The following is a 23,745-nucleotide window of genomic DNA, read 5'->3' as shown; positions in this document are numbered from 1 at the left end:
TATGAAAAATCGATTTATCGTTATTTACACAATTTTTGCAGCAGCCGTTTTTATTTTTGCAATGAGTTTTTTCGGCTACAATTTATTTAATGAATATACAAAAAATCTGAAAACTTCTGAACTGCGTTTTACAGAACTTGCCAATGATATACGAACATTAAGTTATGCACAGGATGAAAACACTCCAGCATATTCACAGGGAATTAAAAAAGCTATTGGAGAAGCATCTGATTTTTCATACATTCATGTCCGCAGAAATAATGAAACAGTAATTTTATATCCTACAGGAAAAAGCAAAGAAGAAACTATTTCCAGACTGACAAAAACTTTCAGCACAAACCTCAATGTTAATAAACAGAATATAACAATTGAAAGTAATATTTATTTAATCCGTCCTGATTCTATTTTTTATTATGCAAGAATCTCATTTTTGTTAATCCTCATAATCACAATTATTACAATTATTATGATTATCTATCTGAATATAACAGAGACTAATTCAAATGTTTCTGAAATCGAAGAAGATATAGAAGATGATTCAGAAGAAAATGAGATTGAAGATAACGAAGATTTTTCAAAAACTGAAATTGAAACTGAATCTGAAAATGAAATAAACACAGCTGACAAAGCAACTGAATCTGAACCTGTAGAAAAAAAATCAGAACCAGAAACTCCAGCAGAAATTAAAAATGATTCAAAAGAGCAGCCTGTAGAATCTGAACCAGTAAAGAAAGAAGCACCAGAACAGGAAGAAGAAAGATCAAGTGAAGTAACTCCTGAAGAAGTACAGGCTATTTTCTCTGAGCCACTTACAGATGCTCAGACTGAAATGGCAAAACTTCCTATAGATGAAATTGAAACTTCCCCTGCCGGATTATTTGATCCGGAAACAGGTATTGGCTGGGAATCATATTTAATGACACGTCTTGATAATGAAATAGACAGAGCAACTGCTTCAGAAATTGATCTATCCCTGTTTATCATTAAGCTTGCAAATATAGAAAAGACCAGTGAAGAGTTTAAGAATGTCTGTAATTATCTTTCTATTCAGTTCCAGTTCAAGGATCTTCTTTTTGAATATAAAGAAGACTGTATTGTTGCAATCAAAATCAGCATGAGTGTTGATGAAGCACTTGCTCTTGCAGATAAGTTATACAGTGATATAAGCAATATCGTAAATAATAAAGACAGCCGTATTGGAATTTCTTCACGTTCAATCCGAATGGTTGGAGGAGACCGTCTGTTACTTGAAGCAGAACAGTCAATCGAACATTCAGATGCAGATTCTCCGGTAATTGCTTTCCGTGTAGATTCAGAAAAGTACCGAAAGCTTATGGAGCAGAATCAGGCTTAGGAGCTTCAGGAACATCTGGAGTTTCTTTATTTTCCGGTTTCTCTTCCTGAATCTTCATAAGTTCTTTGTACTTATCTTCAAAAGTTTTAAGATTTTTATTGTCCGGATATTCTGTTTTCAGAGTTTCATAAGCTTCTGTAAACTTCTGTGCATTTTTTGTTTCAAACTTCTTATTATCTGCAATCAGCACTGCAAGGTAGTTTTCTAAATATTGCTGATTATCTGGTTGAACAGCAAGAAGCTCTTCATATACAATTACAGAGTTCTTGAAATCTCCCTGCATAGAATATATATATGCGAGACTTGCTTTTATTGAAGAGTTTTCTGGATCCCGTTCCAGAATTGTTTTATACATTGGAAGAGCATTAGCCCAGTCTGAACTGTACACATAACATTTTGCAAGTTTATAATATGCAGCCCAATACTGTTCTTTTTTTCGCATTGCAAGTTCATAATATTCTGCTGCTTTTTTATAATCTTCGAGTTCATAATACGACTCACCAAGATTATAATATTCAGCATAAATATTACGAGTTTTTATCCCCTCCTGCCCCGGAACCGGAACAGAGAGATTTGTCGTTGTACATGAGGCAAAAATTATTGTTGCAGCTATAGAAGTAAACTTAGCCCAGAACGATTTTTTCAATTTCATAAAGCTGAGATTTATAAAGTCCGGAAATGTTATGACCATAATCAGCAATCAACTGAATCATGTTACGTGGTGCATCTTTTGTATCGCAGCCGTTCAAGCGGTCACCTGCATCACCAAGTCCTGGCATAATGTAAGCTTTTTCGTTCATTACAGGGTCCATCCAGAGTGTGTAACATGTACAGTTTTCAAGAGCACGAGTTACACGGATACTTCCCTTAAGTGTTGAAATTGTATTAAAGAAAGCAATTGACTTTGGACGAACGCCCTGGCTCTGAAGGTACTTAACAACAGTTACAAGAGAACCACCAGTAGCATTCATAGGATCAGCAAAAATCAAATCTTTACCGTCGAGCTGGTCGAGGTTGAAGAATGATTTATTGAGGTCCATAATGTATTCCATATCAGCTTCATTCTTTGTATCGTTACGGCTGATTTTGAAAAGTGCAAATGGAGTTTTGTATCCGTGGCTTGAATATTCCTGAATTTCCTTAGACATAATCATACTTGGAAGAAGAGCACCGCGGAGCATAACGCACATTACAGTGTTTTCAATTTTGTGATCAATGTCTGGAATCTTATGAACAGCATAGTTCTGAACAGGGAAAGTAACCGGAGTCTTTACAACAATGTGGCCTTTCTTGTCAGAGTGCTGGTCTGTATAAGCCATGCGGAAAAGCATTTCGTATGCACGCTGGCTGTAGTACATAAACTCCTGATGGTCTGTGCGCTCGTCGCGGAGCTTAGAAATTACACGAGAACATTCAGCATGAGCACCCTCTTCTGTTACAAAAGAGTAAACCTTAATATTAGGATGCTTAGCACAGATATTTTGCATTTCGTGACCAAGCTTATCATAGCCTTCAATTATTTTTTCTTCATCTTTTGGTTCAAAGGATTTCATAGTTTCCTTGAACATAACTTCAAGGTGTTTCAAATCGGCCATATCTTCTGAAGTAAGATATCCGTCCAAATCCTCTGCTTTAAGAATAATCTTATTGTCTCCTGCCATTTTAATGCTCCTGAGTAAGGCCGCGTACGGCCGATTATAACGACAGCAGTTTATACAACTGCTGTTTATCTATTCTGATATCATTTATAATTAGTTCACTGTCTCCGATAATTTCTTCCTGAGAATTAGTAAGTCCAAATGCAAGAATTAAAAGTGTTCTTCCGGCCTTTAGGAAGGTTCCGTTTTTAAATCGGAAATCTAAATCAAGAAAATACTGATTTGGATGTTTTGGATCAGTTGTAAAATTTCCTTTTACATCAATTAACTTAAGATCAAGCTGAGCACCTGTAAGAATTGTAAGGAATGACTGAGGTTTATTCGCAAAAAAGCGGATTTCATTTTCTGCACCTTTGAGATATGAAGTAAGCTCTTCATCAAGATCAGAATACAATTCCGTTGTATCATCTGCAGGCAGTGCTGCTAATCTATCATATTTAGTCAGCATACCTTCAAGGCCACGTCCAATACAGGCAATCTTTGGTGAAGGGAAAGTCATTTCAACGGGGCCAGTGTAAACCTTGTATTTATTCAGACTTTCAGCAGGAGTAAAATCATTTACAACCCAGCCTTTTTTTGCATTCAAAACTTTAGGAATGAATGATGATGGTATACTACCTTCAACAGATGCCTGAACCTCTGTTTCATGCTTTGAACGATTGAGACCACAGTAAATTTTGTTTACGTGATCTGCAATCATTTTTGCATCAGATTCTGTAGCATCTTTGTAAAAGCCTGTGATAATACGTTCTATAAGAATATTATCAGCTTCCTTAGGTACTGCGATATAAAAGGCACTCTGGTCATCAATCAATTCCAGAGCATCAACAGGTCTGCCTGCAGGTGCAGATTTACAGCCTGCAAGCAGGAGAACTAGCAAAATACTTGTCATCCCGAAAAGCTTTCGGGATCTCAAATTATGCTTTTTCAATCTTGAAACTCCATTTCTTATCATCAGCTTCTACTTCATAAGCGCCTGTAAGACTTGAGTTCCAGCTTGTTTTTTCTGCAAGAGTTTCTCCGGAAATAAAGTCTGCAAACATCTTATAAGCAGCTTCGAGATCAGCGTCTCCGCCAAGCTCAAGAGTAATTCTATCAGTTACATTGTAACCGTTTTCCTTACGCTGGTTCTGAATACCGCGGATAAGGTCACGTACATAACCTTCTTTCTTAAGTTCGTCTGTAATCTTAGAATCAAGACCAACTGTAAGAGTTCCGTCATTCAAAACCTTAAGGTCATCTTTTTCAAAGCGTTCTACAATTACCTTCTCTTCGTTGAGTTCAACTGTTGTTCCGGCAACATCAATAGAAAGCTTAGTTCCTTCAAGAATTGACTGAATCTGTTCGTTAGAAAGAGTCTGGATAATTCCGGCAGCCTGCTTCATAAGAGGTCCGAGTTCCTTACCAAGAACCTTGAAGTTAGCCTTTGCCTTGTACTCAACAAGCTCGTCTTCGCGGTCGTGGAATTCAACCTTCTTAACATTAAGCTCTTCTGCAATTGTATCCTGCATTTCTGAAAGTACAGTCTTTTCGCTTGGGTTGCGTGTTACGAGAGCAACACTTGCAAGTGGCTGACGGTTCTTGAGATTGAACTGGTTTCGGAGGCTGTGTCCCATAGAAACGGCCTTCTGTACAGTTGTCATCTTGAACTCAAGTTCTTCGTTGATCCATGCCTTGTTAGGTGTTGGATAATCACAGAGGTGAACTGATTCCTTGTCTTCGCTTGTCTTAAGGTTCTGGAACATTTCTTCTGTAATAAATGGAACAAATGGTGCAGCAACCTGTGTAAGAGTCTTAAGAGCGATATAAAGTGATTCGTATGCTTCTGTCTTGTCGTTGTCGTTTTCTGATTTCCAGAAGCGACGGCGGCTGCGGCGGATATACCAGTTATTAAGTTCGTCGATGAAGTTTACGATTGGATCGATAGAACCAGAAAGATCATAGTTATCCAATGCAGCACTTACATCTGCAATGAGCTTTTGTGTAATAGAAAGCAACCATGCATCAAGAGGATTAGATGGAAGCTTTGAATCAAACATGTGACCTGTTGGAGTTACATTATCAATATTTGCATAAGTAACAAAGAATGAATAAGAGTTCCACCAAGGGATGATGATAGACTTAAGTACGTCACGAACACCAGCATCTGAGTAGCGGATTTCATCAGCCTTAACTACAGCAGAGTGCATAAGGAAGAGACGAATTGCATCAGCACCAAACTTGTTGATAGCTTCTACTGGGTCTGTATAATTGCGCAAAGACTTAGACATCTTGCGTCCGTCTTCAGCAAGTACGATACCGTTTACGATACAGTTTTCGAAAGCAGGCTTATCAAAAAGCTGAGCAGCAAGAACTGTAAGTGTATAGAACCATCCGCGTGTCTGGTCGAGACCTTCGGAAATGAAGTTTGCAGGGAAGTTCTTTTCAAACTTCTCTTTATTTTCAAACGGATAGTGTACCTGAGCGTAAGGCATAGAACCTGATTCGAACCAGCAGTCAAATACTTCTGGAATACGACGCATTGTCCCCTTTCCACATTTTGGACACTTGAAGGTAATCTTATCAACAAACTGCTTGTGAAGATCATCAGGGTAAGTTCCACTGAGGTCCTTAAGTTCCTGACGGCTTCCTACACATACAGTGTGCTTACAGTCTGGATCATCACAGCGCCAGATTGGAATTGGGTTACCCCAGTAGCGGTTACGGCTTACAGCCCAGTCGCGTGCACCGGCAAGCCACTTACCAAAGCGGCCTTCCTTAATGTGGTTAGGCTGCCAGTTGATTTTGCTGTTTGCACGAAGAAGTACATCGTGATAATCAGCTACCTTAACGAACCATGAACCAATTCCACGGTAAATCAATGGAGAACCACATCTCCAGCAGTGTGGATATGAGTGAACTACAGAATCTCTCTTAACGAGTTTTCCTTCGTCCTTGAGGCGCTTCATAATATCTTTATCAGCATCCTTTACAAATAGCCCCTGATAATCTGGAACTTCTTTTGTGAACTTACATTCAGCGTCAATTGGTTCAACGTTTGGAACACCAGAACCACGGAATACCTTGTTATCTTCTTCACCAAATGCAGGAGCGATATGAACGATACCAGTACCGTCTTCTGTAGAAACGTACTCAGCATTGAACATGCGGAAAGCACCCTTTTCGCACTTCTGGCCGCTCATTTCTTCACAAACTTTAGGATCTTTAAGGTTAGCAAAGTATGGGAACAATGGCTCATATTCAGCACCGATAAATTCCTTACCCTTGTGACGATAGATGATTTCGTAAGCATCTTCGCTCTTGTAGTATGCAGAAAGACGAGCTTCAGCAAAAATATAGAAGTCTCCGCTTTCCTTATCGAGAATCTTTACATAGTCAATTTCCGGTCCCATACAAAGACCAAGGTTAGAAGGCAATGTCCATGGAGTTGTTGTCCATGCAAGGAAGTAAGTTTTTCCATTTGTCATATCAAGATCATTAACACCTTCTGGAGCTTTAGTAATCTTAAAGCGTACAGTTACAGTCTGATCCTGAACATCCTTATAGCCCTGTGCAAGTTCATGTGTAGAAAGTACTGTAGAACAGCGTGGACAATATGGAAGAATATATTTTCCTTCGTAAATAAGACCTTTATCCCAAAGAGATTTAGCAACCCACCAGATAGATTCCATGAACTCTGGGTTCATTGTTTTATAGTCATTATCAAAATCAACCCAGCGTCCCATACGAGTGATGGTTTTACGCCATTCAGAAGTATATTTGAGAACTGATGCACGACAAGCTTCGTTAAATTTATCAATTCCCAAAGCTTCAATTTCGTGCTTAGAATTAAGTCCAAGTTCTTTTTCAATCAGGTTTTCAACAGGAAGACCGTGGCAGTCCCAGCCGAAACGGCGCTCAACTCGTTTTCCTTTCATTGTCTGATAGCGTGGAATAATATCTTTAATGGTTGATGGAATAAAATGTCCGAAGTGTGGGAGTCCTGTAGCAAACGGAGGGCCATCATAGAATACGAAGTCCTCTGCCCCTTCTCTCTGGCTTACTGACTTTTTGAAGATGTCATTATCCTGCCAGAATTTTAAAACTGATTCTTCCTGTGAAGGAAAGTCAACTTTTGGATCAACCGGTTTGAAACTCATGAATGCGTCCTTATATATATGATATTATTTATAATCTTCTTATTATGACATAAAATCTAATTTTATTCTATATATAATGTTATTCTAATAAAGATTGACTAATCAACCTTTATCAAATAAAATTAAAAAGATATGAGCAGAAAAATCTTTAAACAGAAAATACCTATCTGTTTTGCTACAGATGATAATTACGTTCCATTTTTAACTGTTGCACTTGCATCTTTACTTGATAATGCATCAAAAGAAAACTTTTACAAGATTTATGTTCTGACTTCTCATCTTTCAGAAGAGAATATGAACAGCATAAAAAAACACAAACAGGAAAATTGTTCCATCGAATTTGTGCAGCTTTCTAAAGAGCTCGATAAAGTTCAGGACATGTTCCATCTTCGTGATTACTATTCAAAAGAAACTTATTACAGAATCTTTATTCCAAACCTTTTCCCTCAGTATGATAAGGTTTTGTATCTCGACTGTGATATTACAATTCTTGGCGATGTAAGTGAACTTTATAACACACAGATTCACGGATATTACGTTGCTGCAGCACAGGAAGAAGTAATGCAGACCTTCGAAGTATTCGGAAATTATGTTGAACAGGCCGACGGTATTAACCGCAAGGAATATTTCAATGCAGGTATTCTTCTTATTAACTGTCGCCGCTGGAGAAACAAGTTCATTGCAGAACGCTTTGTTGATCTTTTGAACCGCTACACTTTCCGTGTTGTTCAGGATGAAGATTATCTTAATGTTCTCTGTAAAGGAAATGTAAAGAAAATCAGCCTTGGCTGGAATAAGACTTCATATAAGAATGATGCTTTTGATGATAAAGATTTGAAAATCATTCACTGGAAAATAAACTGGAGACCATGGAAGTATAAAGATGTTCTTTACGAAGAGCATTTCTGGAAATATGCAAAAATGACAGACTTCTACGAACGTCTTATTACAATGAGAGATTCCCGAACCGAAGAAGATAAGAAGAAAGATGAACTTCTTATGGAAAATCTTTCAAAGATGGCACAGGATGATGCAGACGATCCAAACAACTACTATAAAACCAGTGGAAAGAAAGGATTCTGGGTACGCTTCTTCAAAAGAATCGGCATAATCATCAGATTCAGATTAATAATAAATGCAAGTATTTTCAGGCGAAAAAAATGATTGAGAAAGACAAAGGCAGACTCGAAGTATTAGCACGTATTGAAGAATACGAGAAAAAAGGCTGGTGGTCAAAAGATGTTGAAGAAGATCCTCCAACAATTCCTCTTACCCCAGACAAAGTTGATTATCTTAATAAAAAGCTGAAAAATAAAATTGCAACATTATTTGTAAATATCGTTGCAATTCATTTTATTAAGAAGCTTGTTAAAACAGGCCAGATGATTATTAAAGAAATCAAAGGCATTGAAAATTATGAGGCAATTAAAGATTCAGGAGCTGTTCTGACTTGTAATCATTTCAATCCTTTTGATAACTTTGCAATTCATTATGCATTATTCCCATATCTGTATTATAAGAATGGAAGAGCTTTATATAAGGTAATCCGCGAAGGAAACTACACAAACTTTCCTGGACTTTACGGCTTTTTCTTCCGCCACTGTAATACACTTCCTCTGAGCGCTAATTTTTCTACAATGAAAAATTTTATGGCTGCTATGAAAGTTCTTCTTGAAAGAGGAGAAAAAGTTCTTGTTTATGCAGAACAGGGAATGTGGTGGAATTACAGAAAGCCCCGCCCTCTTACAGTTGGCGCCTTTAAGTTCTCTGTAGAAAGCAACGTACCAGTTCTTCCAATTTTTATCACTATGAATGATTCAGATAAGATTGGCGGCGACGGTTTCCCAATTCAGGAATATACTCTTCATTTCCTTCCTGCAATTTATCCTGATCCGAATAAATCCGCAAAAGAAAACATGGAAATGTTAAGAGATAAGAACTATGCTGCATGGAAAGAAGTTTACGAAACCACTTATGGAATTCCTCTTACTTACTCATGCGAAAATTCTGAAAATAACTGATTCTGATATCTACTGGGGGATAAAATGCTTCTATACATTCTTGTAATTGGACTTACAATGATTCTGGTTTTCTGTGGAAACTTTTTCTGGTTCCCGGTAGATATGTCATTACTCAAGATTTCCCTTCTTACTTTGATGCTGCCGTTTCTGGTTGTTGCATGGGATGGAATTTCAGCTACCTTTGTTCGACGAGCTTTACCCGAAAAATGGTTTACAAAAGATGTTAAATTCCATCATGTTGGAAAAAAAGAATGTAAATTTTATGAACTGCTTGGAATAAAATACTGGAAGGATCATGTACTTGAACTTGGAATGTTTACAAGCTTCAGTAAGAAAAAAGTTTCTAACCCGAATGATCCGGAATATATTTCAAGATTCATTATGGAATGTAATTATGGAGTTCAGGTTCATCTCTGGAATTTCATTTTAGGCTTTGTCCTGATGCTTTTTTTTCCACGTTTGATTTCTTTAAGGTTCATTTTACCTGCAGTTATTGCCAATTCAATCTTAAGTATTCTTCCACTTATGATTTTAAGGTATAACGTTCCACGTCTGGAAAGACTTTTTGCAGTTCTTGAGAAAAAAACTAATCGCGCCCACGCGTCCCAAAAGCCTTCTGCCGAGCCCTCACCTGCTGAATAATTGTATTATCTTTTTCAAGCATATCAATTAAGTCCCAGTGCCAGTCTAAATCATTTTCAGGAAATAAGGCTGGCGGATCAGGCTTACGACGGGAATTAGCGTCTTTTACAAGTTTCATTAAATCTTCAAAAGTCGAATGGTCTGCAAGCCTCTTTAAATACGGTTCTTCATTTTTAGTAAATACTTTCTGATTATCATTAAAAATATAATCTTCAGATTTATATTCAAAAGGCTTAACAGCATTTCTCACTTTCTTACTACGTCCGGAAACACAGCTGTAATTTGTCTCACAACTGCGAAGATGTTTTGGAATTGTATATGAATCATCCTTGTATTCAAAAGTAATATAATCAGTTGAATAATCCATATCAGTCTGCCAGTAACGGACATCATAAAGTTTTTCACCATCTATTATTAAGCCGGTGATGTCTTTTGGAAGTGACTGCGGACTAATCATAAATCCTTTTGATGGAGCAATTCCGCGGTAGAATTTATAAGATGCATTCTGATTTTCAGAAGTCATCAGGCTTCCGTTTTCTTCAGAAACTTCTCGCTCATCGAGTACAAAATATTTCAGATATATTGAATCCTCAAGCATAAAGAACGGAATTGTATTTTTCTGCCAGTTGGAATATTTAAGATCCAAAGCTCCGTAAAGCGAGTTTTCAGTTTCTTTTGTATCTATATTCTGAATGTAAATATGCTCAGCATTACGGGGAGTTGGAATGTTTCTTGTACGCGATTCTTTTTCATTATAAGAAGCAGGTTCAGCAGCACGGTCATAATACCAGCCATAATATTCTTTAAGGACAACTACGAGTTGAGGCTCATCTTCATCATTCTGTTCAAAAAAAACGTAGCGGTCTTTTGATTCCCAGATTCCAAGAAGCTTTGTTGGGAGGGTCTCGGCAAAGAGATAAGTAATTATTAGAGAAAATGAAAGTATAGAAAATAATTTCTTTGACATTTAATTTATTATCGGCAGAAATTTTAATCTTCAAAATAAGATTCATACAGCAAGTGTCCGACTTTATCATAAATAGAGGCAGTCCATGTTCCGTCACGATTTGTTACATTTGTTCCTCTTCCGAAAACATTATATTCATATGAAGTTTTATTTTCGTCTGTAATCTGCTGCTTCATAAGACCTGCTTTTGTATAAGAATAAACAGTTTCTACACCTTCATTTTCCTTTCTGTAAGTGCAGTTTCCTGCGCATCATAGACAAGATAAGCATCAGCTGTTGTATAAGAGTTACGTTTTTCGTTTTGAGGAAGCCAGCCTTTTATAAGACGTCCGAAGCTGTCGTATTCCATCTTTATCTGGAATTCTGCCTTGTATGAAGATACATTCTGTCTCGGGTCTGTTAATCCGGTAAGATTTCCTTCGTTGTCATATTCATAAGTTGTTGTGTTTTTTTCACCGTCTGTCTGTGAAGTTACATTTCCATTCCAGTCATAAACTGATGATGTAGTTTTTACATCTGATTTGTCATCTTTATACGAAACTGACTCAGAAAGAATGTTTCCCCGGCCATCGTATTTACGGCTTACAAGAACTGTTTTTTCATCGCTGACAGGCCTTGTCTCTTCAGTTACATAACCGAGCGCATTTACCTTGTATGCAGCAGATGAAGTTTCTGCTGCCCCTTTTCTTTCGGTCTTTATAAGCTTTCCGTCACTATCGAATAAGTTTTTTCAGGAGGTTCCCGGCTGCTTCGCAGCCGGGCGCGCTTTCCGCTGTTCCTCTTCCGCTCCATTCCTACGCTCATTTCATTCGCTCCGGAAGCCTTCGGCGCAGCTCCAATCGCTAACCTTTTTTTTCTTATTATTATTCGTAAAGAAAATACACTTTCGTATTCTAAATGTATTTTCTTTACGACTCAAATTGCCATGCCGTTTTGAATCGGTTTCATCTGTCAAAAAACTTTCGTCAGCCCGTTCGCATGAGAATGGACTGGACGATTTTAAAGATTATTATTTGTTGCACCATCAAAAATATATATGAATTATAAAACACTTCAAAAAGACTAATTACCAATTTTTGAACTTATCTTCAGTAATTTTCCTAGAAGGATAATCGGAAAACAAACATTTCAATATGCCTTAAACCTCCAACTGGGACATGCATATAATTAACTCCCATTATTAGAGTAATACAATTAGATAATAGTCTATTGCCCATATTCATAATCTGAAAATTCCAAATCATAAATATGGACAATTTCTTCGTAATTATCTAGTTCATATGAACTGCTAATTATATTTTCATCTGTTGAAAATATAGATTCAGCTATAATACCCCCACCTTCACCTACTAAATAAATATGAAATTTATTCCCCTTTATTAGCCTAAATATCTGAGCATAAGGATGATCATTTATCCAATCTTGTGATTTTAGTTTCCAGGTTATAACCTTTTTACTAAAATTATTCAAATTATAAATTATTATATCAATTTTCTTATTTTCTATATCAACCTTATTATATAGGTAATAGTTAAAATCAGGACTTGTAATTCCTTCTACAGGTAAATTTGCTAAATATCTGATTTCGCCTTTTAGGCCATCTATAATATAAAAACAAACTGTCTTATCAATTTCACCATATTTTTCCCATTCATAATAAATTATATTTTTTTTTATTTCCAGAAACCTGCCATCTCCCCAGTTCTGAAAAATTCTTAAAAGAAAAATATTCTTTTCTAGTTTCTTTTGTACATTTAAAAAACTCGAGTTTATTATTTATAATTTCCCATTCTACAGTTTCATCTTCTTCCAAAGGTGTAAAACTAGTTATTATTTGATTATATTCCAAAGCAAATAATTTTGTTATAAGACATAGAATTATTAATAAAGGGATTTTTCGTTTCATATATTATATTCCTGTTTATTTCCTTTGAAAGCAGTTCGAGAAAATGTTATTTCAGAAATTTTTACTCTTTGTTTCGACAAAGCCGGATAGTTGCACCGACATCGAGATCTATCGGATAAGGCTCTAAATTCTTTTGTGCGTAGTTCTCAATAGTATTATTATTCTGGTCAAAATAACGTGATAATAGTCTGACTTCATAAATTGGTTCGTTAAAAAAAATTGCACTTTCATCGGGTGTATATTTGTCTGGGCCTGTCGGATTCTTTACATTGGCCGGTATATATAGTTCTTCTTTGTAATAATAATCCCACAAAAACTTACCGCAATTACCAATGATATCTACAACTCCATATTTATTCGGTTTTTTTTCTTGTGATTTTTCGATTTTATCATTAAAAACATTTGATTTATGAAAATACTCATAATCAGGTTCTCTTGTATATAATTCTGATACAGCCTGCCATTCCGCAACTGTTGGGATTCTATACCCATTTGCATCCTGATTCCAGATTACTTTCTCTGGTACAAATTCATCCCATATAATTTCATAACAGGGTTCCAGTCCTTCCTGTTCACTTAAAAAATTACAGTAACAAATTGCATCTTTAAAGTATAAATTCCAAATCGGACTTTCCATATCAATACTGATTGTTTCTATGGGTATAAAACCAGAATCACTAAAATAATATTTCATACTATTTATTTGATCTTCAATAGAATAATCCTTAAATTTGTAATTTGGTTTCCATTTACTGTCTAACTCTCTACTTTTCGTTAAATATTCTGCCCATTCATTTATAGTAACATCATATTTATCTATATAAAATGAACTTACAGTTACATTCTGACAATTTCCTTGGGAGTCTATCCTGGAAAATGTTATTTCAGGAATTTTTACCATTTCTTTTGCATTTAAAGAAAACGTTTCTAACAACATAAGGATGATAACAAAATGTTTTATTAATTTATTCATAATTATTTCCTCACTGATATATAAATACTAATAAACCTTGAATAAGTATAATCTGGCTTATTAGGTCTGTTAGCTGGTAAAGAATCATACATATTTAAGTTAGTTACGAAAACAAAATGATCAATTGTTTTCTTGTTTACTGTAGCAGTTTGTTTCAGGATACCATACCATCCATTTTTTTTAAGATGAGATATATCGTTTTTGATATCATTAAACGACTGAGGATTTGTTGGATTAAGATAAGCTGGAGTTTTATCATTTGGATCAAATTTACTAAAATCGCCTTTCGTTAACTTTAATACTTTTCCAATATTATTTGAGAAAGCCCATAGTTTACTGCCATCCACATATGGAGCATATATGTCTCCTCTTTTTTCAATCTTGATAAAAGACTTTCCATCACTATCTTTTCTAAAATTACCGGCATCATCAAAAATTGATTCTAAGATTTGAGCTCCAGTTATACCATTTCTCAGCATTACTCCATAAGCATTAAATAATGCTGCAAGCAAACAGGACTGTGTAGTTTTTGCATTCGTCTTAAATCCTAAGAATCTGTCTAAATCCAACTGGTTTAATGGATTAGTTTCATCAAATCTCCTATCCAGAAAATTATAGAAAAACTCTTCGTTATTATGAATAGCGTTTCCTAAATCTGTCAGTCCTTGATTTTGAAGAGCATATTCCCTTGCATTATGTGCATATTCTCGCTGCTTTTCAATTGACTTATCAGAATCTGCTGTTTGTTTCTGATAATTAAAATCGTCAAGAGTTGTTGAAAGACCTGTATTATCCTGCCAGTTAATAGGATTCTGTCCTGCATAACCATACCAGTTGAGTCCGTCACGAATTGGATCTTCAGAAAGCCATGACTCACCATCCTCACTTCGCCAGCGGTTCCAGTGATAGGTAAGGCCTGTTTCTGCATCAATGTCACAACCAGTATAAAGGCCATCAAAGTCTATCAGGTTTGTTGTCTCGCCAGCCTTAATACCGAACGCCGTGTAGCCGGATTTCCAGAGAAGTCTGTTATCCTCGTCGTAGACCTCGGTAACACTTCCCTGAATATCTGTAACTGCGTATCTTATACTTTCTGTTCCTTCTTCTGTATCCAGAAAGCCTGCTATCTGATTATTTAAATATACGAAACTTCGGGTTGTTACAGAGCTGCCTGCAGTTTTCTTCTGGTATGTTATTGCCCCGTTTCTTCCGTAGGCGTACTGTGTTTTGACAGATGTTTCACTGGTATAGCTTACCCTTTCAATTCTACGGTTCATTGCATCATAAGTATATTCTACTTTTACGTTCTGTGCATTATCCGGCGCATTGTACTGTTCGACTTTGATAAGTCTGTTGTGATAATCCCATTCATATTCCCAGTATTCACAGTTTTTGTCGAGTGTCACTTCATTTTCATTCCGGATAGCAGTTCTGGCTCTTGCCGTTCTGTTGCCGTTTGCATCATAGGTGTACCACCATTTTCCGTCATACATTACTCGGGCGGTATTGCCTTCTGCTTCATTTTTGTAATACTGGTATGTTCTTACATTTCCGTTCTCAGTAAGAGTTAATCTGTTAGAGTTTTTGTCATAGCCGTAAGCCTCATTCCTCTTATCATCGAGCGTCCAGATTCTTATCATTTTCTGTACGCTTTCATTTGAGAATGTCACATAGTCAGAGACATTATTATTATCTAAATCGCGGTCATCCCAGATTGTACGGATTTTAATGAACTGGGTCTTCAGCGTATTTTTCAGATTAAGGTGTATGCTCTGGTTCTTTGAATCTACAACGTAGTTCCAATTATCAGGATTAAGCTCTTCCCAGCCGTCAGCCTCATTCTGTTTTGTGTAAATGTGAAGGTCGCGCTCACGGATTCGGCTCTTTCTTTCAAGATTAGTTTTGAACAGCTCTATCTTCTGAATTTCCTTTTCTTCTGTAAAATCATAGACAAATGACTTTCCTTTTTCATCAAGGGTAACCTTCTCTGCCGGGAAGAACTGACCGTTAAGTGTAGAAGTTTTTTCAGATGTCATTCCATCTATGTCACGGTCTATCTCTAATATATTTTCATTATCAATTATCTCATAATAATTTTTATTAAATCTTCCTTGTAGTTTTGATGATTCTAATCGATTAAGCTTGTCATATTTAAAATAATCTGTTTTCCCCGTTACTATATTATTACGCTCATATATATTTAAATCAGAATCATATAGATATTCACAACCATTTATTATTTTCTTTTTTGGATTTAAAGTTTGATTTTCAGTTTTCAAACTGTATGCAAAACTTGAAATAAGTCCAATATCATTGTAACTAATTGTTTTTTCTAAACCACAGTCAAAATTTATAGTACTAAGTTTTGACTTATCATAACTAAGAGTTCCATTAATCTTTCCTGTAAACTTCTGAATCTGGTTATTTTTATTATATTCATAGTTCTCTATATTTCTATCTGGTGTCTGTACTGATATGAGTCGATTGAGTTTATCATATGAATAAACCATTTCAAATCCGGTCTTTTCCCATCTTTCCTTTCTTGTATTTCCATATGCATCAGGCTGGTAATCAGAATCAGCACCGTTATAATAAACAATATTACCATTTTCACCAGCAGATTTCAGAGCCCCAGTTTCATCATATTTATACGATCTTGTTTCCTTTAGGACATCCTCACCATCTTCATTTACATAAACGTTTTCTTCTTCAAGGAGGTCTATCTTTGAATACTTTCTCTCAAAAACAGTTCCAGCAGCATCAATAAACTTTTTTACGTTGCCACGTGCATCGTATTCATAATACATTACTGTAGCTTCAGGTACAGTATTTACTTTTTCCTTTACAACACGTCCAAGAATATCATATTCATAAGTATGAATATTATTCTCACCATCAGTTTCAGAAATAACACGTCCAAGTTCATCATAAGAAAATAATATTGTTGATCGATTTTCCTTATTTTCTTTGATAACACGATTCATATCATCATATTCATATTCTGTTTCTTTTCCACTTCTATCAAATATTTTTATTATATTAAATCTTTTGTCATACTGATATTTGATTGGATTTGATACACCACTAATATATTCTTTTATCAATTTACCTGCTGTATTATATAAATAAGAAGTCCAAGTTTTATCTGGATTTATTACTTTAGTTAATTTCCCAGCTCCATTATATTCGTATTTTGTCTCATATCCGTCTACTGACTGCTTTTTTAACAAACCAGCACTAGTATAATCATAATTGGTTATAATATCTTCATTTTCCTGTCTAATAATACAATTTCCTTGTGCATCATATGCTAGATATACGTCAGCATAAGAACCTTCAATTCTTTTTTCATTATGAGGAAGCCAACCTTTAATAACACGTCCAAAACTGTCGTATTCAAGTTTCATTTGAAATTCAGCTTCATAAGAATCTATCAAATGTCTAGGATCTGTTATACAAGTAATATTTCCATTAGCATCATATTCATAAAATGTTGTATTATTTTCACCATCTGTTTCAGAAATTAACTTTCCATTCCAGTCATAAACAAATGTAGAAATTTTTACATCAGAAGAATCTCCTTTATATGAAATTGATTCTGAAATTTTATTTCCTCTACCATCATACTTACAACGGACAGAAAGGAACTTTTCATTTTCGACAGGTCTTGTTTCTTCAATAATTTGACCTAGTCCATTTATCTTATATTCAACAGATGAGGATAGTTGATCTCCAATCTTTTCAGTTTTTATAAGATTACCATCCTTATTATAAGTATAAACTTCTTTAGTATTATCTGGATATAATATTTCGGAAACTTTTCCAATATAATTGTACTTATATTGTGTTTTATTTTCATCTGCATCTATAACGCAAACCATACGTCCCGCACCATCAAATAATGCTGTTACAGCTTTTGGAGTTTCCTTTTGTTCATCATATGAAGTAAAATATACGACTTCTTTCAGAATATTTTCATTATAATCCTTATAAATTTCTTTTCTCTCATCAAGAATTTCTTCATTATCTGAAATTCGTTTTACATTTTGTGTAACCTTACAATCTTTATCATCATATATATATTCCAGAATATTCTTATCTGCATCAACTTTTCGCAATAATCTATTTTGAGAATCATAAGTAAAGATAGTTCCAATAAAGTCATTATCTAAAGAAGAATCTTCATAAGAAGGTTCTGTCATTTTTATGACTCGATCATAATTATCATATTCAAGATTAATAGTGATAGCCTTTTGGGAAACGTTTTCTAATGCATCGCTAGAACTTGTATTTCCTGATTTTACAACTTTTATAAGTCTTCCAAGATTATCAAAAGTATTTATTGTTACAGCTCCAAGTGCATCAGTAACAGTTGATGTAAGCTCTTGATCATTATATACGACTTTTGTTACAGAACATTTATTATCTTTATCGGATTCACCAATCTCGTGATATTTTCTCACTTCTGTTAATCGGTTTAGTTTATCATATCTGTTTTGAGTAATGTATCCATCACGATCAATATACTCAACAAGATTTCCACTTTGTTTATCATATATGAATTTTTCACTTACTGAAGTTTTATTTTCAGAAAGCCCTTCTATATCTATATAACTAACTGTAGTACTATATTTATCTGTATCATATGTATATGAATATTGAGTTTTACATCCTTCCGGAGAAACAACTTCAGAAATCTGTCCATCAAAACCATAGTTGTAAATATAAGTATTTACATTATCTTCATCAGGACCTTTGGAATCTTGTACCATCTGTCCATATTCATTGTATTTATAACTTTCAAATGAGTTTGATTCAAATTGTTTTTCATTATTAATGTCAACCCAAGCGGATTTTCTTACACTTGATGTTAAATACCTATAATCCAAATTTTCATAGGTTCTTTCAATTCTTTCTATAGAAGTGTTTCCATTAAGCATATAAACTTTATGTTCTTCTGTCAAAATATTTCCATAAGCATCGTAAGTATATTCATCAGTCTTCTTATTTACACCTTTCTCACTTTCTGATTTCGTAATTCTCATAAAATTGGTGTCTATTTCATTTATACAAGACTGAATGAGGTATTTTTCCTCAATACTTTGAATATGTTTTGCAGTTAAAAAATCTTCGTCGTATTCATAAAATTTTCCTTCAATAAATTCCTCAAGAAGTTCAAGTTTATTATACTTCTCAAGAAGTTTATTATATTTCTCATAAAGTTCATTAACAGTTTCATCAATAATTCCATCATATACTTTTATTTTTTTTGCATATGTAAGAATCTGAATATTATCATTTGAAACAGAAACCTTTGAATCATAATCAGTAACTTTTTGAATTGCTTTTGGGGCTTGACTTAATCTTGTACGTTCTTTTCTTTCTGTTCCATATTCAGTTATTACAGTTGTTTTTCCATCAAATATTTGTGATTTTTTTACATATATATTCTTTTCCACAGGTCCTGCAAACGATATTTTAACATCTGTGTTCCTGAGATAATCCACTTCTTTTTCATAGTCTTCATAACTATTCCATTCTTTTTTATTAGTTACTGATAATTTATCTATATATACATCATATCGATATAGTGTACCATCACTTATAATTGAATCTCTATAATTAAAATTTGTAATTTCATAATCTAACTTTGTAAATCCTACTCCAGGACCAGTTGCGCCCGTAAGAATATTTATTGACTTTCTTTTCCTATCTTTTTCAGTTATTGTATGTTCACTTTCCCCATCATTGGCTAATTGCAGATTATTACTAAAAAAATTGTATACCCATTCTCTTCCTTGCTCATCATTTGCCGACTTGAGATAGTATTCATTTTCAAGTTTTTTATTTTCATAGATATATGTCCAATCTCTTCCTTCTACATCTTTAGCATTTGTAAGTGTATTATTATAAATTGTATAATCAACTACAAAATTTCCACTTATAATTTTATTTATATTTTTTTTATAGATATTGAATATTTTGTTTGTATAAGAATAATTAAATATAATGCTTCTATCATAACTATCTATTATTTGGGTACTGTCGGAAAAATATGAAAACTTTATTGAATTCTTTCCAGTACAGTCGGAAATTGAGAGAACTTTTCCATCTTTTCCATAACGAATTTTTCTTCCATCACTCTGATAAAGAGTTGCTCCTGTAAATTTATATGAAGAGCCTGTTTTCCACCACAAAAAATAATGATTTGTTTTATCAAAATTAAGCTCTACAGTTAAATCAGAGTATTCATGGTTTTCCATAATTATAGTTGTATCTGAAGCACTGATAACCGACATCTGCCCCATTGTTGTACAATTACCATCAGTTCCATATACAACCATGGAATTTCCATTCCATTTCATGTAAGGCATATTAATCTTCCATCCGTTTGTAATCTTCCAAACAGATTCACCATCAATATTTATACCTCTACCATCTTTACTAGAAAATGTATCTCCAATTGCATTGCCTGTAGAGTAAATTCTCTGAATAGATAAATCAAGTCCATTCTTTCCAGGGAAAAACATTTCTTCAAATCTTACTGATACACCACCATCTTCACCAGAAATATTAAGTTCCTGATTTCCATTTTGTTTATCATCAAATCTATAGGCGCTTGCTCTAAGCTCTGCTTCTGTTAGCACTGTTTTTTCTGTTGCTTGAACACTAAATTCTGTAAAGTGATTAGTCTTGCATCTAACAACTTTTTTTTCAGTATCTATGAAACAGTCTCTCAAGGGCAGCCAACATCCCCATAAATCGTCGTAATAGAAGACTGCTATTTCTGTTTCATCATATTCTGATGGTATAAGACTTTTATCGTAACCAATTTCCAAAACTGCATCGAAATTAAGATCTGCATGATCAGAATTTATTTCACCGTTTTCACTTTTTCTGACAGTAGTAACACTATAAATTTCTCCGCATAATGGATTAACAGGTCTATAATCATCTGTAATAATACTCAAAGGAACTTCATGAATCTGAATTTTTACTATATCATCTGAAAGCGCATTTTCAGGGATACTTATAGAAAGTCCCTCAAAGTCTACAAAAGTTGGACCATCCTCTATTTCTACAGAAGCGAAACCTGCTGTAATAGTTTTCCATTGTGTTTTTTCACTTTCGTTTCCAGCTTCATCTACTGCCCATATTCTATAACTATAAGTTTCATATTGTATAATTTCTGTATCTTCCCATTTTTGTTGCCCATTTTCTATATTTGTAATTTGTTTTATTTTCCCATCCAGCCATTCAGGATTTCTTTCAATTTTATAACTTATATTATTATCCTGTTCATTTAATTCATCATCTAAAATTAGATTCTCTTTTTGATTGATCCATTTTACAAAAATGCTATTTTTATTTGATGCTAATCTAAAATTTTCTGGAACTTGAGGACAACTTGTATCAACATATATCTTTATGTTTTCTTCACGAATATTTCCAGCTTTGTCTATTGCCTTTACATACAGTATTCTTTTTCCATCATTTAGATTTTCAAGTTGTAAAGGACTTTCACATGCCTGCCAGATATTATCGTCTATTTTATACTCATAGTGATCTATTCCACTTGTCTTATCATTCGTCTCAAACTGTGCTACAGGGGTATTGTTATTTGTCCAGCCTTCTACATCAAGCTTTATTTCAAAATGTTCTGGTTGTGTTTTATCTATGCAAAAATCGATACTCTTTCTTTCTCCTATGTTTCCAGCCTGGTCCTTTGCACGTATACTATAAGTATAAAAACCATCTTCGATTTCATAATCTTTATACTTATAACGTCCATATCCTCTCTCCCATTCTTCATCATTGAACTGCCACCATAAATCTTCTTCTTTTCCGTCAATGACAAACTTTGCAGTCCCTGTATTTATATATTGATCCTGAACAGGCTCAACTATCTGTATTTCAGGTATTATACTATCTTTAATTATTGAAATTGTCTTTTCACATTTTCTACCAGTAATATCTAAAGCTACTACAGAAATTGTATTAGTTTCTTCATCAAGTTTTATTTCTGTCTGATAGCTATCTAAGTTTATGTCTGTTTTGCTTCCGTTTATTACAAGTTGTATTTCATCCCCGTTTCCAACACAACCACTAATCATGATTTTATCATTTTGTGTTATCAGAGAATTGTAAGGCAATTCTATTGAAAGTGCGAGTTCACTGTCTTTTATTATTTCTCTATATATATCAGAATCATCAATTTGTTTTGTTCTATATTTTAAAATACTTGTTTTTCCGTAAAGATCAGCTTTTAATTCATGTCTGTCTTTTTTAAGATAATTTCTGCCGCAGTCTTTAACAGGCATCCAGAAAATATTATCAGCTTGCTTTGGATTAATACTATCATCTGCAGTTACAATAGTTCTAGGATTTCCTATCCAACCTAAAAGACATGATTTTTCTCCAGCATTTTTTTGATTACTCCATATTTCAATACTAACATCCAGATCTTCTGTAGGACTTCCATATAGTTCAATCTCATTTATGCGAAATTCACCATCGCTGTTAATCTTAATTTTATTCTTTTTAATTCCTCCAAGATCAGCTTCATAAAAGCCTCTTTCGTTATAGTTACAATTAATAAAAGAATTCCAGACATCTTCATTTTCTATTCTCAAATTGTTTTCTGTCTCTGCATATATACGAATCTTTTCAAGACTATAATTTCTATCAAGAAGGAACTCTTTTTCATTATCGATTTCATTCTGGTTATATGAATTTTCACGATTTTTATCTGTGTATGAACCACCGAGTTTTATCCTTCCATTTTTCTCTTTGTTACGTATCAGTATATTTTCAAGTTTTTTTCCATAAGTGTTGATTTCAATAAACTGAGTTCCTTCTCTAAGTTCATCTCCATTTATTTCAAAACGGTATACACTTCTTTTGCCGTCAGTATATGAAGCAGTATTTATTTTCTTTATATCTTCATTAATTTTTAGACTTACACCGTTGTTATCATATCCTTCAGTCAGGATTTCTGTTTCAAAGCCAGCTATATCAACTTCGCTGATGCTCGCTCTATAGATTCCTTTTGTCTCATCTTTTTCAAATAATACTTTACGTTCTGTATTAGAATAAACACCTTCACCCCAAACTTCTATCTGATTTATGTGTCTTGCCCCTTCCCATCCAAGAGGAAAAGTAATACGGATTCTGTCTGTTTCTACTGTTTTTGTTAATTCCTTTCTATGCCAGCCCTTGCCTATGTTATTTCCAAGTTCTGTTTTTGAAACCCATTTTTCTCCATTCCAGAATTCAAAGGCGATACTACGCCATTCAGCTCCAAAATATGCTTTAAGTAATTCTATTTTATATACACTATCAAGTTCCCAAATTATTTCACCATTCTTTGACGGATGTCCATAAAACTCTGGAAATACTCCACTTGTATATTCTTCTGTCTGCAAGATTTCACTTGGTATATTCCATAAAGGTTCATACCAGGTTTCATTTACATAACCATCCCAAAGTCGCTCAGGCTTAATGTTTATATATTCCTTCTGATTAAAACTGTAGCTTTCAGGTGTTATCTTTCCATATTTTCTGCAGTCTGTTCTTTCGTTTATTTTGATTTCATTTATTCTGCATTCATCTGCATTTTCGCCTACAACCTTAAAAACGATATGATTTGTTTTTCTTATATCTTCACTAAAGATAATTTCTTTATTGCCTTCAAAAGGTCCTTCTATATATCCATTTTCATATGGCAAAAGTATTCCATTCTTTTCCCACATTACATATAATCTACAGTCTTCTGCAAGGAACAAATTAGCGTTTATTCCATCTATATCTTTTTCTTCTGAAAAATACTGCTCTAATACCCCTTCCTTTTTGCCGCATTCTACAGCCCAAAAGGTTTCAAAATTTCCATCGAATGCAAAAAACTCTGATTTATAAATAACATTATTTAGATTTTCTATGAATTCTTCTGTGAGACTATTTTTCCTGTTAGTTTCTTTTATAAAAGCATATAAACCAAATACTTCAGCAAGTACTAAAGAACTCAATATAATTATTTTCTGAAACAATTTTTTATTATTTTTTTTCATATTTTTAAACCTTTTTTA

Annotated in this window: 15 protein-coding genes; 4 read left to right on the top strand and 11 right to left on the bottom strand. The window is 34.2% G+C overall.

Annotation, left to right across the window (positions count from 1 at the left end):
• Position 1: 1 nt before the first annotated feature.
• A complete protein-coding gene (locus AABJ44_RS06810) occupies positions 2 to 1,354 on the top strand; it encodes a hypothetical protein (protein ID WP_338371135.1) in 1,353 nt (450 codons plus the stop codon).
• Here AABJ44_RS06810 and AABJ44_RS06805 read toward each other — a convergent pair.
• The 4 genes from AABJ44_RS06805 to ileS are packed head-to-tail and all read right to left on the bottom strand — an operon-like array spanning position 1,332 to position 7,151.
• Positions 1,332 to 2,006 (bottom strand): tetratricopeptide repeat protein, encoded by a 675-nt coding sequence (locus AABJ44_RS06805; protein WP_338371134.1) that lies wholly within the window; start codon positions 2,004 to 2,006, stop codon positions 1,332 to 1,334. The two genes, AABJ44_RS06810 and AABJ44_RS06805, sit on opposite strands and share 23 nt — an antisense overlap.
• On the bottom strand, positions 1,978 to 3,015 hold the full coding sequence (locus tag AABJ44_RS06800) for a uracil phosphoribosyltransferase (protein WP_338371133.1): 1,038 nt from the start codon (positions 3,013 to 3,015) through the stop codon (positions 1,978 to 1,980). The genes AABJ44_RS06805 and AABJ44_RS06800 overlap by 29 nt, the downstream gene beginning before the upstream one ends.
• Before the next feature lie 34 nt (positions 3,016 to 3,049).
• On the bottom strand, positions 3,050 to 3,943 hold the full coding sequence (locus tag AABJ44_RS06795; protein WP_338371132.1) for a lipoprotein: 894 nt from the start codon (positions 3,941 to 3,943) through the stop codon (positions 3,050 to 3,052).
• Entirely contained in the window at positions 3,930 to 7,151 is a 3,222-nt protein-coding gene (ileS, locus tag AABJ44_RS06790; protein WP_338371131.1) for an isoleucine--tRNA ligase, read from the bottom strand. Before ileS ends, AABJ44_RS06795 begins: the two co-directional genes overlap by 14 nt.
• A gap of 132 nt (positions 7,152 to 7,283) precedes the next feature.
• On the opposite strand from ileS, the gene AABJ44_RS06785 reads away from it, so the two are divergent.
• From AABJ44_RS06785 to AABJ44_RS06775, 3 genes are read left to right on the top strand one after another with little or no spacing between them, the layout of a single operon-like run.
• Positions 7,284 to 8,315, top strand: a complete 1,032-nt coding sequence (locus AABJ44_RS06785) for a glycosyltransferase family 8 protein (protein ID WP_338371130.1) — start codon at positions 7,284 to 7,286, stop codon at positions 8,313 to 8,315.
• The gene (locus AABJ44_RS06780) at positions 8,312 to 9,172 is read left to right on the top strand and encodes a lysophospholipid acyltransferase family protein (protein WP_338371129.1); all 861 of its coding nucleotides are present in this window, start codon (positions 8,312 to 8,314) and stop codon (positions 9,170 to 9,172) included. Before AABJ44_RS06785 ends, AABJ44_RS06780 begins: the two co-directional genes overlap by 4 nt.
• A gap of 24 nt (positions 9,173 to 9,196) precedes the next feature.
• Positions 9,197 to 9,814: a glycosyl-4,4'-diaponeurosporenoate acyltransferase CrtO family protein gene (locus AABJ44_RS06775; protein ID WP_338371128.1), complete on the top strand. Its 618-nt coding sequence runs from the start codon at positions 9,197 to 9,199 to the stop codon at positions 9,812 to 9,814.
• Here the strand turns inward: AABJ44_RS06775 and AABJ44_RS06770 are convergent.
• From AABJ44_RS06770 to AABJ44_RS06740, 7 genes are all read right to left on the bottom strand, one after another.
• Entirely contained in the window at positions 9,759 to 10,781 is a 1,023-nt protein-coding gene (locus tag AABJ44_RS06770; RefSeq protein WP_338371127.1) for a hypothetical protein, read from the bottom strand. The genes AABJ44_RS06775 and AABJ44_RS06770 overlap by 56 nt on opposite strands.
• A 23-nt stretch (positions 10,782 to 10,804) precedes the next feature.
• A complete protein-coding gene (locus AABJ44_RS06765; RefSeq protein ID WP_338371126.1) occupies positions 10,805 to 10,957 on the bottom strand; it encodes a hypothetical protein in 153 nt (50 codons plus the stop codon).
• A 32-nt stretch (positions 10,958 to 10,989) separates the two neighbouring features.
• Complete coding sequence (locus AABJ44_RS15325; protein WP_479681741.1) at positions 10,990 to 11,481, bottom strand: RHS repeat domain-containing protein; 492 nt, start codon at positions 11,479 to 11,481, stop codon at positions 10,990 to 10,992.
• A gap of 506 nt (positions 11,482 to 11,987) precedes the next feature.
• Positions 11,988 to 12,251 carry a hypothetical protein gene (locus AABJ44_RS06755; RefSeq protein ID WP_338371124.1) on the bottom strand — a complete coding sequence of 88 codons (264 nt, stop codon included), beginning with the start codon at positions 12,249 to 12,251 and terminating at the stop codon, positions 11,988 to 11,990.
• A gap of 181 nt (positions 12,252 to 12,432) precedes the next feature.
• Positions 12,433 to 12,687 carry a hypothetical protein gene (locus AABJ44_RS06750; protein WP_338371123.1) on the bottom strand — a complete coding sequence of 85 codons (255 nt, stop codon included), beginning with the start codon at positions 12,685 to 12,687 and terminating at the stop codon, positions 12,433 to 12,435.
• A gap of 61 nt (positions 12,688 to 12,748) precedes the next feature.
• Positions 12,749 to 13,660: a formylglycine-generating enzyme family protein gene (locus AABJ44_RS06745; protein WP_338371122.1), complete on the bottom strand. Its 912-nt coding sequence runs from the start codon at positions 13,658 to 13,660 to the stop codon at positions 12,749 to 12,751.
• A gap of 2 nt (positions 13,661 to 13,662) precedes the next feature.
• Positions 13,663 to 23,685, bottom strand: coding sequence for an RHS repeat-associated core domain-containing protein (locus AABJ44_RS06740; protein ID WP_338371121.1), 10,023 nt, complete (start codon positions 23,683 to 23,685; stop codon positions 13,663 to 13,665).
• Positions 23,686 to 23,745 lie beyond the last annotated feature (60 nt).

It is taken from the genome of Treponema bryantii (genome assembly GCF_036492245.1).
GTDB classification, from domain to species: Bacteria; Spirochaetota; Spirochaetia; order Treponematales; family Treponemataceae; genus Treponema_D; species Treponema_D bryantii_C.
The sequence above is the reverse complement of the archived record's forward strand: the minus strand, read 5'-3'. Positions and strand labels throughout refer to the sequence as shown.

Excerpts from the sequence above, each read along its gene's own strand:
- AABJ44_RS06810 (WP_338371135.1), top strand. The coding sequence starts at position 2 with ATGAAAAATCGATTTATCGTTATTTACACAATTTTTGCAGCAGCCGTT.
- AABJ44_RS06805 (WP_338371134.1), bottom strand. The coding sequence starts at position 2,006 with ATGAAATTGAAAAAATCGTTCTGGGCTAAGTTTACTTCTATAGCTGCA.
- AABJ44_RS06800 (WP_338371133.1), bottom strand. The coding sequence starts at position 3,015 with ATGGCAGGAGACAATAAGATTATTCTTAAAGCAGAGGATTTGGACGGA.
- ileS (WP_338371131.1), bottom strand. The coding sequence starts at position 7,151 with ATGAGTTTCAAACCGGTTGATCCAAAAGTTGACTTTCCTTCACAGGAA.
- AABJ44_RS06785 (WP_338371130.1), top strand. The coding sequence starts at position 7,284 with ATGAGCAGAAAAATCTTTAAACAGAAAATACCTATCTGTTTTGCTACA.
- AABJ44_RS06780 (WP_338371129.1), top strand. The coding sequence starts at position 8,312 with ATGATTGAGAAAGACAAAGGCAGACTCGAAGTATTAGCACGTATTGAA.
- AABJ44_RS06775 (WP_338371128.1), top strand. The coding sequence starts at position 9,197 with ATGCTTCTATACATTCTTGTAATTGGACTTACAATGATTCTGGTTTTC.
- AABJ44_RS06770 (WP_338371127.1), bottom strand. The coding sequence starts at position 10,781 with ATGTCAAAGAAATTATTTTCTATACTTTCATTTTCTCTAATAATTACT.
- AABJ44_RS06765 (WP_338371126.1), bottom strand. The coding sequence starts at position 10,957 with ATGAAGCAGCAGATTACAGACGAAAATAAAACTTCATATGAATATAAT.
- AABJ44_RS06750 (WP_338371123.1), bottom strand. The coding sequence starts at position 12,687 with ATGAAACGAAAAATCCCTTTATTAATAATTCTATGTCTTATAACAAAA.
- AABJ44_RS06745 (WP_338371122.1), bottom strand. The coding sequence starts at position 13,660 with ATGAATAAATTAATAAAACATTTTGTTATCATCCTTATGTTGTTAGAA.